Here is a 15869-nt window from a genome sequence, read left to right as displayed (position 1 = left end):
TATATGAAAGATGCAAAGGAGAACATAAATTTATGTTAAAAGGAAAAACAGCAGTAGTTACAGGAGCTAGTCGTGGCATTGGAAGAGCTATAGCATTAAAGCTTGCAAAGCTTGGTGCAAATGTAGTTGTTAATTATAGAAATAGCGTTGATGCAGTGCGTGAAGTAGTTAAAGAGATAGAAGCTTTGGGAGTTAAGGTACTTGCAATTCAAGCGGATATAAGCAGTTATAGTGACGTGGAAAATATGATGAAGAAATGTGTTGAGGAATTTGGAAGCATAGATATTCTAGTTAATAATGCTGGCATAACAAAAGATGGGCTTTTGATGAGAATGAAAGAAGAAGATTTTGATAGTGTTATAGATATTAATCTAAAAGGTGCCTTTAATTGCACAAGACATGTATCATCTATAATGCTTAAACAAAGAAGTGGAAGAATAATAAATATATCTTCAGTTACTGGGATTACAGGAAATGCAGGTCAAGTAAATTATTCGGCAGCGAAGGCAGGAATAATAGGAATGACAAAATCTGTAGCTAGAGAATTTGGAAGCAGAGGGGTAACTTGTAATGCAGTAGCACCAGGATATATTCAAACGGATATGACTGAGTCTTTGCCCACTAAAGTAAAGGATGCTATAATGAGCACTATTCCATTAAAGAGACTTGGCAGGCCAGAAGATGTTGCAAATGTAGTAGCATTTTTAGCAACAGATGAAGCAGCATATATAACGGGTCAAGTTATAAATGTAGATGGTGGAATGGTAATGTAGCACATTTGGGTGATTCAGCATATAAATATGATGCGACGCCCTAAGGTGATTAAGCACCTAAAGATGATTAAAGGAGGATTTACTTTATGAAAAATAGAGTCGTTATAACAGGTATGGGAGCAGTTACACCTATAGGAAATGATGTAAATATTTTTTGGGATAATATAAAAAAAGGAACTTGCGGTATAGATGTAATTAAATCTTTTGATGTTACGGATTTTAAATGTAAGTTAGCTGCAGAGGTTAAAGACTTTGATGTAACCGTAGCGCTAGATAAAAGAGAAGCTAGAAAAATGGATATGTATTGTCAGTATGCAATGGTTGCAGCGAAAGAAGCAGTTGAAAACTCCGGACTAGATGTAGAAAACGAGGACAGTGAAAGAATAGGAGTAATAGTTGGTTCTGGTATTGGTGGAATAAGTACCATTGAGAGAGAACATGCAAAGCTTTTAGAAAAGGGACCAAGTAGAGTGACACCTTACTTAATACCTATGATAATTGGTAATATGGCAGCTGGAAATATAGCAATAAAGTATGGTGCTAAAGGTATGTGTTATAGTGTAGTTACTGCTTGCGCTACAGGAACAAATGCAATCGGGGATGCTTTTCATCTAATTCAAGATGGTAGAGCAGATATAATAATAGCTGGAGGAGCAGAAGCATCTATAAGTCCACTTGCTTTATCTGGTTTTACACAATTAACAGCTTTAAGTAAAAGTGAAGACCCTTTAAGAGCATCAATTCCTTTTGATAAGGAGAGAAATGGTTTTATTATGGGAGATGGTGCAGGTATAGTTATACTTGAATCTTTAGAGCATGCACAAAAGAGAAATGCTAAAATATATGCAGAGGTCAATGGTTATGGATCAACTTGTGACGCATACCACATAACTTCACCAGCACCAGATGGAGAAGGGGCTGCAAGGTCAATGGTAATGGCGCTTAAAGATGGTGGTGTTAAGCCAGAAGAAGTATCTTACATTAATGCACATGGAACAAGTACTCCATATAATGATAAGTTTGAAACAATAGCTGTTAAATCTGTTTTTGGTGAATATGCTTACAAGATACCAATGAGTTCAACAAAGTCTATGACAGGACATCTTCTTGGAGCATCAGGAGCAATAGAGGCTATAGTATGTGTAAAAGCATTAGAAGAAGGTTTTGTGCCAGCAACTGTAGGTTATAAAGTACCAGATGAAGATTGTGATTTAGATATTGTTCCAAATGTAGGCAGAAAACAGCAGCTTAAGTATGCAATGTCAAATTCTTTTGGATTTGGTGGTCATGATGCTACTATATTATTAAAAAAATGGGATGGTAGATAACTATGGATTATAAAAACATTCAAGAATTAATAAAAACTGTTAGTGATTCGCAAATCACTTGTTTTGAAATTGAGACAGAGGGTATTAGAATAAAGATGGAGAAAAAAGAAGACCAGGTGGTAGTAGAAAGAATTCCTGCAAGTTCTACACAGATAGCTACGGCTACACAGGATCAATTAACTAGAAAAAACATAGAAATGCAGGAAGTACATGCAACAAATATAGAAAATGATGTTTCTAAAAATGCAGCGAAGACAATACCAGATGAAAACATATGTATAGTTAAATCACCTATTGTTGGAACTATGTATACTTCTCCAAGTGCTGAATCAAAGAATTTTGTTAAAGTTGGTTCTAAAGTTAAAGTAGGAGATACACTTTGTATATTAGAAGCTATGAAACTTATGAATGAAATTGAAAGTGAAGTAGATGGAGAAATTTTAGAAGTATTAGTTTCTAATGAAGATATGGTTGAGTACGGTCAACCATTATTTAAAATAACTAAGAACTAGTGCATAAAAAGGTAACCTAAAATTTAAATTTATTTAGTGATTTAATAACGTGCGAGGTGGAGGGATTAACATGGAAAATATAAAAGAAAATACAGAAGCTATAAAAGGAATTACTTTAGATGTAAAACAAATTCAACAAATTATTCCCCATAGATACCCATTTTTATTTGTGGATAAAGTAGAGGGATTAGAACCAGGGAAAAGAGCAGTTGGGTATAAGAATATTACTATGAATGAGTACTTTTTTCAAGGACACTTCCCTGAGGAACCAATACTTCCAGGAGTGATTATTATTGAGGCTCTTGCGCAAGTTGGGGCGGTAGCGCTTTTAAGTATGGAAGAATATAAAGGTAAAATAGCTTATTTTGGTGGTATTAACAAAGCAAAATTCAAGAGGAAAGTTGTTCCTGGAGATGTACTTAAGCTTGAGGTAGAGATAATTAAGATGAAGGGGCCTGTTGGAATAGGGCTTGGAATAGCAACAGTAAATGGAGTAAAGGCAGCACAAGCTGAAATTACGTTTGCAGTAGGTATTTAAAGAGTTTGAACGCTTTAGTTAATAATTTTAAGTATGGGGAAGGTAAACAATATGTTTAAGAAGATATTAATTGCCAATAGAGGCGAGATAGCGGTAAGAATAATTCGGGCATGTAATGAAATGGGTATCCAAACTGTGGCAGTATATTCCGAGGTTGATAAGGAAGCTCTTCATACTCAAATGGCAGATGAGGCTATATGTATTGGACCTGCTAAATCTAAGGATAGTTATTTAAATATGCAAAATATATTAAGTGCTACAGTTCTTACAGGTGCAGAAGCTATTCATCCAGGTTATGGATTCTTATCTGAAAATAGTAAGTTTGCACAAATGTGTGAGGAATGTAATATAAAATATATAGGCCCTAATTCACAAAATATTGATAACATGGGTAATAAGTTAAAGGCAAGAGAAATTATGATAAAAGCTGGTGTACCTGTTGTTCCTGGGTCAGATGGAGAAATTGCTTCTGAAACGGATGCTTTAGAATCAGCTGAGAAAATAGGATACCCTGTAATGATAAAGGCTTCAGCAGGAGGCGGGGGACGTGGTATAAGAGTTGTTAGCAAAGTAGAGGATCTCGCAAGCGCATTTAATACTGCAAAAGTAGAGGCGGAAACTGCATTTGGTGATGGAACAATGTATATGGAAAAATTCATAGAAGAACCAAGGCATATAGAGTTTCAAATACTTGCAGATGAGCATGGAAATGTGGTTCATCTTAATGAGCGAGATTGTTCTATTCAAAGAAGAAATCAAAAGGTAATAGAAGAGGCGCCTGGAGCTGGAATGAAAGAAGAACTTAGGAAACAGATGGGAGAGGTTGCGATTAAAGCAGCTAAATCTATTAATTATAAAAATGCGGGAACTATAGAATTCTTACTTGATAAGTATGGTAAATACTATTTCATGGAGATGAATACGCGTATACAAGTGGAGCACCCAATAACAGAAATGATTACTGGGATAGATTTGGTTAAAGCCCAAATAAGAATAGCGGCAGGTCAAGTACTTCCATACAAACAAGAAGAGATAAATATTAAGGGTCATGCTATTGAATGTAGAATAAATGCAGAAAATCCTGCTAAGAATTTTATGCCTTGTCCAGGGGTCATTAAATCACTTCATATTCCTGGTGGATATGGAATAAGAGTAGACAGCGCAGCGTATCAAGGATATAAAATTCCACCGACTTATGACTCTATGATAGGAAAGCTCATTGTGCACGGAAAAGATAGAGATGAAGCAATATGCAAAATGAGAAGGGCACTTGGTGAATTTATAATAGAAGGAGTAGATACTAATATAGACTTCCAATTTAAGATAGTAAATAATAAAGATTTTATAAAAGGCAAATTCGATACTGGATTTATTGGTAAAGAATTTAAAAATATTTAAAAGTAGCTAAATGTATACTGGAATTTATTACTTAAAAGTTTTATACTATGAGAGTAGTATTTATTATAGATGCTATAAATTGAAGTGGGTATGGTTTTAGAAAGGGGTAGTTATATGTTTGAGTTTAAACGTATATTTAAAAAGAGTAAATATATTGAGGTTAAAAATTTAGAAAATGAATATGGTGAGAAAAAACCTAATATCCCTTCAGGAATGTGGGTTAAATGTGAAACCTGTGGTAAAATCCTTTATAAAAAGGATTTGGAGAGTAGCATAATGACCTGTGATAATTGTAGAACCCATTTCAGAATTGGGTGTCGCGAAAGAATAGATTATACAATAGATAAAGGTACTTTTAAAGAATACGATGAATTTATGATCTCAGGTAACCCTATAGATTTTAAGGGATATACTGAGAAACTTCAAAAATTGCGCGATAAGACATTATTAAATGAAGCAGTAATTACTGGAGAAGGAAAGATAAATGGACAGGATACGTTAATTGCGGTGATGGATAGTAAGTTTATGATGGGAAGCATGGGGTCTGTTGTTGGAGAAAAAATTACGAGGGTCATTGAAAAAGCAACAGAGAGCAAAAAACCAATTATTATATTTACAGCCTCAGGGGGAGCTAGGATGCAGGAGGGGATATTTTCTCTAATGCAAATGGCTAAAACTAGCGCAGCGATTGCAAGACATAATGATAGTGGTAACCTTTATATAACTGTGCTTACAGACCCAACTACAGGTGGAGTTACAGCAAGTTTTGCAACTCTTGGAGATATAATTATCGCAGAACCTAACGCGTTAATAGGTTTCGCAGGTAAAAGAGTAATAGAGCAGACATTAAATCAGAAATTGCCTGAAGGGTTTCAAAGGGCCGAATTTTTGCTTAAGAAGGGTTTTATAGACAAGATAGTGGATAGAAAAGATATGAAGGATACTTTAGCACAGATATTGAAAGTTCATTTGTAGCACCGAAAGAAAGACAAAAGTAATACATAAGGAGTGAAAATTTATGGTAACTTTACCTTTTGAAAAGCACATGTATGAACTTAAAAGTAAAATAGATGAGCTAAAAAACTTAGCAAAAGATCAAAATATGGATTTAGATAAAGAGATAAGACAGATGGAAATAAAGCTCTACAATATGCAAAAGGAAGCCTATAAAAATTTAACTGCTTGGGATAAAGTAAGTATTGCAAGGCTAGTGGAACGTCCGACTGCTCTTGATTATATAAATAGAATTTTTGAGTCATTTATTGAGTTACATGGCGATAGATATTATGGAGACGATGCTGCAATTGTGGGTGGAATCGCAGAGTTTAATGGTATACCTGTAACTGTTATAGCACAGCAAAAGGGAAATAACACAAAGGAAAACATAAAGAGAAATTTTGGTATGCCGAGTCCTGAAGGTTATAGAAAAGCCTTAAGACTTATGAAACAGGCAGAAAAATTTAAAAGACCTGTTATTTGTCTTGTTGATACTCCGGGAGCATATTGTGGATTGGGTGCAGAAGAAAGAGGTCAAGGGGAAGCAATAGCTAGAAATCTTATGTATATGTCAACTTTAAAAACACCAATAATTTCAATAGTAATTGGTGAAGGTGGAAGTGGTGGAGCTTTAGCTATGGCAGTAGCAGATGAAGTTTGGATGCTTGAGCATGCAATTTATTCTATTTTATCACCAGAAGGTTTTGCTAGTATATTATATAAAGATGCAAGTCTTGCTAGTGAAGCGGCGAGTGCCATGAAAATAACAGCTCAGGATTTAATAAATTACGAAGTAATAGATAGAATTATAAAAGAACCTTTAGGTGGAGCACATACTAATGTAGATGAGATGTCAATTAGTATTAAACGTAATTTAGAGGAAGCAATTGTTAGATTAAAACGTGAACCAATAAAATCCCTACTTACAAAAAGATATTATAAGTTTAGAAAAATAGGTATGGTAGTAGAATAATTAGTGATTTTCAATTCAATGAAGCTCGGAAAAGTATATTTGCTTTTCTTTTTTTGTATATAGGTGTATATATAAATTATATAGAATAAAAGGTAAAAATAATATTTAAAGAATGGCAAAGGGGATTTAAGTTATGAGTAAAACACATAGTGAAATAATTCTAGTAATAGATTCAGGATGCGATTTACCTTTAGAATATATTAAACAAGATAATATAGTGCCATTAGGGTTGATTTGTAACTTTAAAGGGCAAGCAATAGAAGACGATTTTGGAGAAAAGTTTACTCGCAAAGATTTTTATGCTGCTTTAAGGCAGGGAGAAACGCCTACCACCTCACAAATTAATAGCCAAATATATTTAGATGTATTTAAAAAGTATGTTTTACTGAAAAAGTCTATAATATATATTGCATTGTCTTCTGCATTAACTGGAACTATTAATAGCGCAAATATAGCAAGAGAAACTATACTTGAAGAGTTTACTGATGCTGATATAAGAATAGTAGATAGTAAATGCGCAAGCCTTGGACAGGGACTTTTAACATATTATGCATATGAAATGTTGAAGAGTGGAAAATCTACAGGAGAGATAGTTAAATGGCTTGAGGAGAATAAACTGAGAATTAATCATTGGTTTACGGTTAATGATTTAAACCATTTAAAAAGAGGTGGGAGAATATCTAGTTCTGCAGCAGCTGTTGGTACATTACTAAATATAAAACCTGTTTTATTTGTGGACAACGAAGGTAGGCTTATACCATTCTCTAAGTGTAGAGGAAGAAAAAAAGCAATGAGTACACTAGTACAAAAGTTTAAGGAAAAGTCAGATCCAAGCATAAAGCAAGTTATTGCAATAAGTCATGGGGACTGCCTAGAAGATGCATTGGCTTTAGAAATATTACTTAGAGAAAATGGAAATGTTAAGGACGTTATTTTGAATTATGTTGGGACGGCAGTAGGGTCACATGTAGGACCAGAGATGTTAGGAATATTTTTCATAGCAAAAGAAAGATAAAGATTGAATATTTTAATAGTAATAAATCGCAATTATAATAACACATCATATATTAACATAATATCATTAGAATAAAGCAAAAGGAAGGTGTCATAGGGCATCTTCCTTTTGCTTTAGTATATACAAAAATTATTTTGTCTCTTTTCCTAATTTTTTAGACTCTTTAGAAACACCTATTTCATTGGCAGTTTCCATTCTCATTTTTTCTAATTCTTTTTTTGTTTTTTGACCAGCTTTTTTATTGTCTTTGCTATTTTTGTTGTCTTTATGTGACATATTAAGATCCTCCTTGTGTTATTTAAGAGTACAAAATTATTATTAAACCATTGCCTCTTAATATTAAATCCCAATATTAATATAACCATATTTTTATTGTTTATACTAAAAAATGTTATTAATTTGAATGCGACGTCTAACGACTAAGGAGCTGATTGTAGCACCACAGGAGATAATTAATGATATAATTAGTGTTATTAAGTAAATTTACATTGGAGGAGTTAATGATATGAATAAAACAATAGGATTTATAGGTTGTGGCAATATGGCAAGGGCTATGATAAGTGGGATAGTTAAATCAAATTTAGTTTATAGTGAAAATGTAATAGCAAGTAATCCATCAGATAATAATTTAATTAAGGTACAAGAAGAACACAATATTAAAGTAACAAAGGATAATAAGGAAGTTGCAAAGTTTTCTGATATAGTAATACTTGCTGTAAAACCTTATAAATATTTTGAAGTAATTGATGAAATAAAACCATATTTAAAGAAGGATGTGGTTATAGTAACTATAGCCGCTGGAATAACATTAGAGCGTATGAGCAATTTATTAGGGGAGAAAGCAAAAATTATAAGAACTATGCCAAATACTCCAGCACTTGTAGGGGAGGGAATGAGTGCACTTTGCTCAAATACAAATATAACTCCAAATGAATTGCAAGATGTATTAAAAATATTTGAAAGTTTTGGGAAGGTAGAAATATTAGATGAAAAGCTTATTGATGTGGTTCCGTCTGTTAGTGGGTCATCCCCGGCTTATGTATATATGCTTATTGAAGCTTTAGGTGATGGTGCAGTGCTCCAAGGAATGCCAAGAGGCAAAGCGTATAAAATGGCAGCACAGGCAGTGCTAGGGGCGGCCAAAATGGTGATTGAAACTGGAGAACATCCAGGAAAACTTAAAGATGACGTGTGCTCACCGGGGGGAACTACTATAGCGGCAGTATACACCCTTGAAAAAAATAATTTTAGGGGATCTGTAATTTCAGCTATGGAGAGCTGCACTGAGAAGGCAATTAAAATGGGTAAAAACTAATTAAAAAAATATTTCATATATCATGCATTATACATGAATGAATGGAGTTTATACTTTGTTTATAATTTGTTTATAGAAAGTAGAGACATGTACCTTAAAATAAAACTATGAAAGACTTTCATGTTAAAAAGCAAATTTATAGCAAAGAGGAGATTAAATAAAATGAAGTTAAATAAGAAGACAGCAACAATTGTAAGTTTTGCTCTAGGCAGTGTAATGTTTGCAACTACTGCTATGGCACAAGTATTAACTAAAAGTGGATATGATCAACTTAAGGACTCCGTTAAATATACCGCAGAAAGTGCTACAACAAAGCTAACAAGTTATACTGCAGATATGTCTATTGTCTTAAAAGACAATGGAACTGTAGTTTATTCTGAGGATTCTCTTGATAAGGTTGATGTATCAAAGGGAGCTAAAGAAACTGTAACAACAGGACTAGATGGTTTTAAAAAAACACAGGGTTATACTTACTCTGATATAAATGGTTATATATCCAAAGATACTTCGAAAAAGTCATATGTTATAACTGAATTTACAACTCCCCATAAAATTACAACTTCACAAAATCCTTTTAAAGAAGAGGGAGCAACTGACATGGAGAAAATTGCAGATGCTGTTGTCGGTAATTTAAAAGATGCAGTTGTAGTTACGCAAAATTCAGATGGAAGTAAGACTTTGTCTGGTTCTTTAAGTGAAGCTCAAATACCGGCTATTGTTAATGCAGTTGCTTCACTTACATCTAAAAAAGGATTTGAAAGTATAACTAATACTGAAAGTAATATGCCTAAAATAATAAGTGATATTTTTGTAAAAGAAGTTAAGGGAAATATGGTAACAACTAAGGAGGGATTAATTCAAACCGTTCTTGGTACTGGAGTGATTTCTGGTAAAGATGCAAAAGGCGTAGAGCACAAATTAACCTTTGAGTTACTAGCAAAGATGACAGATGTTAATTCTACTAAGGTTAGTAAACCTGATTTAACAGGTAAGAAAGTAGAAAAAAATGTAGAACAAGATTATAGTAAATTAACAAATCCAGAAAAATATATAGGAAAATACAAGACGGATATTTTAATAGAAAAGGATGCTAAATTTATAAAAATAGGAGAAAGATTTGTAGACATAACTTCTTTAGATAAGAAAGGTGTCAGCGGAAGATATTATGAACAATATGCAAAGGGCTTTGAGGAATATGCAGTAGATAAAAAAGATTTCAAGTTTAGTTCAACATTTCAAAAAGATCAGTTTAATGGGCTTTTCAATTCGAGTAGTGAAGTTGGTGAAAAGATTACAGGTAACATATCTATAAACATAGGTTCAGCAGATATATACTTTAGTACGAATGGAAGTACTGCGCAGCAGATGCTTAATAATGATAATTACAGTAAAGTATTCAACTAGTAATAAATAAAACAATTTAATTATTTGGGGACTCTAAATTAAAACATTGTATGGGGGGAGTCTCCAAACTGTTAATTTTACGATTATATAATGGTTATCGAAACTATATGTTTATAACAAAAAGATTTGAAAAAGTGTATTTGGGTGGAAATAAATGGAGAAAGTAATTGAAATTAAAAACCTTTCCAAGGTATATAAAAATGGACGGGGCATAACAGATATAAATCTTGATATACATAGAGGGGAAATTTTCGGATTTCTAGGACCTAATGGTGCTGGTAAAACTACTGCTATGAAAATAATGACTGGACTTATAAGACCAGACAGCGGGGATGTAAAAATCTTAGGACATAGTATACTAGAGAATTACGAACAGGTAATGAAAAAAGTCGGGTGCATTATAGAAACAGCAGAAACCTATTCCTATTTAACAGCTTATGAGAATCTAAAGCAAGTCTCAAGATATTATAAAGACGTTGACGATCAGCGAATTGATGAAGTCTTAGAGCTGACAGGTATTCTTAAATACAAAAATGAGAAACCTAGAAAGTTCTCTCTTGGAATGAAACAAAGACTAGGAATTGCAGCAGCCATTTTAGCAAGGCCAGAGGTAATTATATTAGATGAACCTCTAAATGGACTTGATGTTGAGGGAATGATTGCTATGAGAAATATAGTGAAAGACCTTGCAGCAAAGGAAAATACAACATTTTTTATATCAAGTCATCTTATTCACGATGTTGAACTTACTTGTACACATATTGGTGTGCTATACAATGGTAGAATGCTTAATGTTGATACTATGAAGAATATATTAAATAATTATTCAACACTTGAAAATTATTTTGTTAGTGAGGTAGAGCGAAATGGTAGAATTTAAAGCTGCTTTAATAAATGAAATTGAGAAGTTATATAAAAGAAAAAAAATTATTGTCGCAGTAATTATATCAATTATTGTCATAATTGTTGGACAATTATCTATGGTAGTATTAAGATCTGGTTTTGGACTACGTGGGGTTTCCAGCATGGAATTTCCTATACTGGTGCTATCAGTTGTTGTGAACACAATTCTTCCTTTATTTACGGCACTTGTTACTATAGAGAGTTTCTCAGGAGAGTTTTCACAAAACACTATGAAAATTGCATTAACAAGGCCCATCTCACGATTAAAATTTTATGCATCAAAGTTAATTGCAATTATGCTATTTATCATAGCAAACCTTTTATTTATAATGATTTTTTCAATAATTGCGGGTTGTCTTTTTAATTCAAATTCAGCTACATTTAGTAGTGTTATTAAAATTCTAGTTTCCTACATTGTAACGCTTGTGCCTATGGTGATATTATCGATAATTATTGCTTTTTTTGCCAATATAATTAGAAGTGGTATAGGCGTATTTTTTCTGTCTATTTTCGTTTTTGTTATGTTTAAGGGACTCGGAATTTTATTTTACAGATATTCGGGTATGTTCATTACATCAATGATGAACTGGTATACGCTATTTACTATGGATACCATACCTATTTTAAAAATCTTTCTTCAATTTATGATGATGATTAGTTATGGTATAATATTTTTTACAGCAGGATATTATATATTTGACAAAAAAGAATTTTAAAGACATTTTGAGGTGAAAAATGAACATAAAAAAAAGATTACTTCTTTCTAATACTATAACTGTGGTAGTGCCTTTTGTAATTACAATTATAGCTGCGTTCTTATTTATTTTTATTTCTTCAACTATTTTTAACAAGGACGTAAGTTATGGTAATTTTAAAAAGTTTGTATTTATAAAGACTCAATTATCTGATACTAGCAATATTGTACGTAATCAAACTTCAGGTGATATGCAGAATAAAAAATATCAACAATATTTACGCCAAAGGTTATCAACCATAAACGGAGAAATTATAATACTTAAAAATAGTACTATTATTTTCACTTCAAAGGATTTGAATAAAATTGACATAGAGAAGTGTTTAGTAGAAGGTAATGCTAGATCTGAAAAAAGATTAGTGGAAATTGATACTATATCTTATATGGTAGAAGTAACTCCAATTAGGTTTATTGATGGTAACGTAGGAAATGTCATATTAATTGCTCCAGTGTTTAAGTATTCAAGTATTCTAGAAGAGTTTATTATATTTATAGTTGCTATATTCCTTATATCGTTTATAGCGGTCAACATATATATGTCGTATTTACTTTCTAAAAGAATAATAAAGCCTTTATCACTTTTAAGTACAGCTGTAGGAGAAATTAGTAAAGGTGAGCTAAGTCTAGAAATTATTGAAGTCGGAGACCAAGAAATTAAGAATTTATGTGCTGATTTTGAAAAAATGAGAATACAACTTAAAGATTCTATTCGATTGAAAAAAAAGTATGATGAGAATAGGACTATGCTCGTTTCTAGTATATCTCATGATCTTAAAACACCTATAACGTCAATAAAAGGTTATGTTAATGGCATTTTGGATGGTGTTGCGAATACTCCTGAAAAGGTAGATCGATATTTAAAGACTATTTATTCAAAGTCGGAACAGATGGACATTATGATTAATGATTTGCTTTTATATTCGAAGTTAGATCTGAGTCAATTACCTTTTAATTTTGAAAAGACAGATATTATAGATTATTTTAAATACTGTATTCATGAAAGCGCACCAGAACTTGAAAAGTCGAACATAGAAATTTGTTTGGAGAATAATTTGGATGGTTTAAAATATATTATGATTGATAGAGAAAGATTAATGAGAGTGATATTAAACATTATTGATAACTCTAGTAAATATATGGATAAAGCTCAAGGCAAAATTACAATACTGCTTAGAGAAACAAATTCTAGTATTATAATCGAAATAAGAGATAATGGATCTGGTATTGATGAAAATGATGTAAATAAAATTTTTGATAGATTTTACAGAGCAGATATTGCAAGAAGTGAAGCAAATGGAAGCGGACTTGGGCTTGCAATTGCGAAACAAATTGTAGAGGGTCACAGTGGTACAATATGGGCTGTGAGTCATGAAAATGAGGGTACAAGCATTTTGATGTCATTTGGGAAAATATTAAATAAAGGAGTATTATGAAAAAAATTTTAATAGTAGAAGATGATATAAGTATTGCAGAGCTTCAAAAGGACTATTTAGAGCTCGAAGGGTTTGAGGTAAAAATATGTAATGATGGGGTAGATGGATTAAATGCTTTGAAAACAAAGGAATTCGATTTATTAATTCTTGATGTTATGCTTCCTAAAATTGATGGATTTACTATTTTGCGTAGTATGCAAGATGATAAAGAAATCCCAGTTTTAATGGTTTCTGCAAAAAAAGACGATATTGATAAAATAAAAGGATTGAGTCTTGGTGCTGATGATTATATTACAAAGCCGTTTAACCCAGGTGAACTAGTTGCTAGAGTTAAGTCACATATTCAAAATTATGATAGAATAAAAAATAAATTTAACGCTAGTGTGAAAAGTAGCACTATTATAATAAGGGGACTAGAAATAAGAAAGGATTGTAGGCAGGTATTTGTAAATGGTACTGAAATAAATTTAGCTCAAAAGGAGTTTGAGTTGTTGCTATATCTAGCTGAAAATCCTAACAGGGTATTTAGTAAGGTCGAGTTATTTGAAAAGATATGGGGATATGATGCACTATCCGATACTGCGACTGTAACAGTACATATTGGAAGAGTAAGAGAAAAGATAGAGAAATTTACATCTAAACCTCAATATATTGAAACTGTTTGGGGAACGGGGTATAGGCTTCGGGTATAAACGTACCCTAAGCCTATATTTTTTATTATCCTAAAAATCATATGTATTAGGTTTGTAAGGAATAAAAATTGTAATCAAAACATATATATTTATTATGAGAGTAAAAGCTATTGACTAACGAACAAATGTTCGTTACAATATATACATAACATAATAAGACAAAATACTTTTAAAGTATATATAAATATATAATTATTTCATTTTACGATAGTTTTAATTTGTACCTAAACTGTATTTCTAAAGTGGATTATTGGACTGGGGGTAAAACAAATGGAAACAAAAGATTTATTAGTTAAAATAAATTACTCAAGAGGGGGTAATGATAGTTTAGCAATAACTTATGCTTCAAGTACTGATAATGTTAATCGTTCTTCTAAATACTTAATATGTGGAGGAATGTATAATAGAAATGGTGGAACTATAGTGTTTAAGGCTAAGAATATAGAAGAAGCTGCAGAAATAGCTAATAATAATTTAGTAGTCAATGCGAGTGGTAATAAATATCAATATCTTAAAAAGGAACATATGATAAATAATATATAGAGAATAAGTCATTAAAAATAGATTAGGTTACTCCAAATTTTTAATAAAAAGAGGTATTCTTTAAATTTAAGGATATCTCTTTTTAGCTTTTAATAATATGTTGGCGTAACTCAGGTTTTATTATATCTTCAATTTCAGTTTCGTTGTATTCGTCACTAAAATATTTATTAATTATTAATTAATGCACAACAATTGTAAAGAAGAGGTATAATAGTAACTGTAATAAAAGATTAAACCATCAATAAAGCATATAACCTTAATTATTTAAGGTTGCTTAAAGATAAGCATATACTTAGCATAATAAAAAATAACAAGTCTAAGATGCCTTATAACTAATTTGTAGTTAATATTGATGTTTAGAATAATTTTAGTGGGAGGAAATAAAATGAATAAACTATCACGAAATGATGTGTGTTGGTGTGGAAGTGGCAAAAAATATAAAAAATGCCATATGAATCAAGACATATTTATAAGCAATATAGAGGAGAAAGTTGGGTATACAATACCTAGAGATATTATGAAAACGCAAGAGCAGATAGAAGGTATAAGAAAAAGCTGTAAACTGACTCATGATGTATTAGACATTGTTAGTGAAAGAATAAAAGTGGGAGTAACCACAGAGGAAATTAATACTTGGGTACATGATTATACGGTAGAGCATAATGCATACCCAGCGCCATTAGGCTATGGGGGATTTCCTAAGAGTGTATGTACATCAATAAATGATGTGATATGTCATGGAATACCATGTGAAACTATTCTAAAAGACGGAGATATAGTTAATGTAGATGTATCTTGTATATTAGACGGATATTATGGTGACGCTAGCAGAATGTATGTAATCGGAGAGGGTTCTAAAGAGGCCGTGGATTTGGTACGTGTCTCAAAGGAATGTTTAGACCTAGGTATAGAACAAGTGAAACCATTTAATACACTGGGCGATATAGGAAATGCTATTCAGCAACATGCAGAAAGTCTTGGTTATTCTGTAGTATATGATTATGGTGGTCATGGTGTTGGACTAGAATTTCATGAAGAACCATTTGTAGCTCATATAGGCAAAAAAGGTGAGGGTACAATACTGTTACCTAATATGACGTTTACGATTGAACCTATGATTAATATTGGAAGCCCAGACACGAGAGTACTTGATGATGATTGGACAGCGGTTACAACAGATGGATCATTGTCATCTCAATGGGAACATACCATACTTATTACTCAAACAGGTTATGAAATATTAACATAATCATTAATTAATAAATAGTGATTTACAAGGAGAGTCCACGTTA

Annotated in this window: 17 protein-coding genes; 16 read left to right on the top strand and 1 reads right to left on the bottom strand. The window is 32.1% G+C overall.

The genetic code is table 11. The features are described from left to right. Positions 1 to 32 precede the first annotated feature (32 nt). From fabG to KPL37_RS03985, 8 genes are all read left to right on the top strand, one after another. Complete coding sequence (gene fabG, locus KPL37_RS04020; protein WP_216146136.1) at positions 33 to 773, top strand: 3-oxoacyl-[acyl-carrier-protein] reductase; 741 nt, start codon at positions 33 to 35, stop codon at positions 771 to 773. 86 nt (positions 774 to 859) lie between these two features. Next, a complete protein-coding gene (fabF, locus tag KPL37_RS04015) occupies positions 860 to 2101 on the top strand; it encodes a beta-ketoacyl-ACP synthase II (RefSeq protein ID WP_216146135.1) in 1242 nt (413 codons plus the stop codon). 2 nt (positions 2102 to 2103) lie between these two features. Then, entirely contained in the window at positions 2104 to 2613 is a 510-nt protein-coding gene (gene accB, locus KPL37_RS04010; RefSeq protein WP_216146134.1) for an acetyl-CoA carboxylase biotin carboxyl carrier protein, read from the top strand. Positions 2614 to 2683: 70 nt separating this feature from the next. Next, positions 2684 to 3151 carry a 3-hydroxyacyl-ACP dehydratase FabZ gene (fabZ, locus tag KPL37_RS04005; RefSeq protein WP_246578115.1) on the top strand — a complete coding sequence of 156 codons (468 nt, stop codon included), beginning with the start codon at positions 2684 to 2686 and terminating at the stop codon, positions 3149 to 3151. Positions 3152 to 3202: 51 nt separating this feature from the next. After that, the gene (locus KPL37_RS04000) at positions 3203 to 4549 is read left to right on the top strand and encodes an acetyl-CoA carboxylase biotin carboxylase subunit (protein ID WP_216146133.1); all 1347 of its coding nucleotides are present in this window, start codon (positions 3203 to 3205) and stop codon (positions 4547 to 4549) included. Positions 4550 to 4663: 114 nt separating this feature from the next. Continuing rightward, complete coding sequence (accD, locus tag KPL37_RS03995) at positions 4664 to 5524, top strand: acetyl-CoA carboxylase, carboxyltransferase subunit beta (RefSeq protein WP_216146132.1); 861 nt, start codon at positions 4664 to 4666, stop codon at positions 5522 to 5524. 43 nt (positions 5525 to 5567) lie between these two features. Then, positions 5568 to 6518 (top strand): acetyl-CoA carboxylase carboxyltransferase subunit alpha, encoded by a 951-nt coding sequence (locus KPL37_RS03990; RefSeq protein ID WP_216146131.1) that lies wholly within the window; start codon positions 5568 to 5570, stop codon positions 6516 to 6518. 133 nt (positions 6519 to 6651) lie between these two features. Further along, positions 6652 to 7533 carry a DegV family protein gene (locus tag KPL37_RS03985; RefSeq protein WP_216146130.1) on the top strand — a complete coding sequence of 294 codons (882 nt, stop codon included), beginning with the start codon at positions 6652 to 6654 and terminating at the stop codon, positions 7531 to 7533. 129 nt (positions 7534 to 7662) lie between these two features. Here the strand turns inward: KPL37_RS03985 and KPL37_RS03980 are convergent, their stop codons facing one another. Further along, positions 7663 to 7809: a small, acid-soluble spore protein, alpha/beta type gene (locus KPL37_RS03980; RefSeq protein ID WP_216146129.1), complete on the bottom strand. Its 147-nt coding sequence runs from the start codon at positions 7807 to 7809 to the stop codon at positions 7663 to 7665. 229 nt (positions 7810 to 8038) lie between these two features. Here KPL37_RS03980 and proC point away from each other — a divergent pair, with 229 nt between their 5' ends. From proC to KPL37_RS03940, 8 genes are all read left to right on the top strand, one after another. After that, positions 8039 to 8848 (top strand): pyrroline-5-carboxylate reductase, encoded by an 810-nt coding sequence (proC, locus tag KPL37_RS03975; RefSeq protein WP_216146128.1) that lies wholly within the window; start codon positions 8039 to 8041, stop codon positions 8846 to 8848. 162 nt (positions 8849 to 9010) lie between these two features. Then, on the top strand, positions 9011 to 10252 hold the full coding sequence (locus KPL37_RS03970; protein WP_246578114.1) for a hypothetical protein: 1242 nt from the start codon (positions 9011 to 9013) through the stop codon (positions 10250 to 10252). A 154-nt stretch (positions 10253 to 10406) separates the two neighbouring features. Continuing rightward, on the top strand, positions 10407 to 11132 hold the full coding sequence (locus tag KPL37_RS03965; protein WP_216146127.1) for an ABC transporter ATP-binding protein: 726 nt from the start codon (positions 10407 to 10409) through the stop codon (positions 11130 to 11132). Next, the gene (locus KPL37_RS03960; protein ID WP_216146126.1) at positions 11119 to 11871 is read left to right on the top strand and encodes an ABC transporter permease; all 753 of its coding nucleotides are present in this window, start codon (positions 11119 to 11121) and stop codon (positions 11869 to 11871) included. The genes KPL37_RS03965 and KPL37_RS03960 overlap by 14 nt, the downstream gene beginning before the upstream one ends. A gap of 19 nt (positions 11872 to 11890) precedes the next feature. After that, the gene (locus KPL37_RS03955) at positions 11891 to 13342 is read left to right on the top strand and encodes a sensor histidine kinase (RefSeq protein WP_216146125.1); all 1452 of its coding nucleotides are present in this window, start codon (positions 11891 to 11893) and stop codon (positions 13340 to 13342) included. After that, positions 13339 to 14034 (top strand): response regulator transcription factor, encoded by a 696-nt coding sequence (locus KPL37_RS03950; protein ID WP_216146124.1) that lies wholly within the window; start codon positions 13339 to 13341, stop codon positions 14032 to 14034. The genes KPL37_RS03955 and KPL37_RS03950 overlap by 4 nt, the downstream gene beginning before the upstream one ends. Positions 14035 to 14304: 270 nt before the next feature. Further along, positions 14305 to 14577 carry a hypothetical protein gene (locus tag KPL37_RS03945; RefSeq protein WP_216146123.1) on the top strand — a complete coding sequence of 91 codons (273 nt, stop codon included), beginning with the start codon at positions 14305 to 14307 and terminating at the stop codon, positions 14575 to 14577. A gap of 385 nt (positions 14578 to 14962) precedes the next feature. Then, positions 14963 to 15826, top strand: a complete 864-nt coding sequence (locus KPL37_RS03940; RefSeq protein WP_216146122.1) for a methionyl aminopeptidase — start codon at positions 14963 to 14965, stop codon at positions 15824 to 15826. Positions 15827 to 15869: the final 43 nt, after the last annotated feature.

Origin of the sequence: Clostridium frigoris (assembly GCF_018861865.1) — a bacterium.
GTDB lineage: Bacteria > Bacillota > Clostridia > Clostridiales > Clostridiaceae > Clostridium_AD > Clostridium_AD frigoris.
Note: the sequence above shows the minus strand (reverse complement) of the source record. Positions and strands in the feature narration are given on the sequence as shown.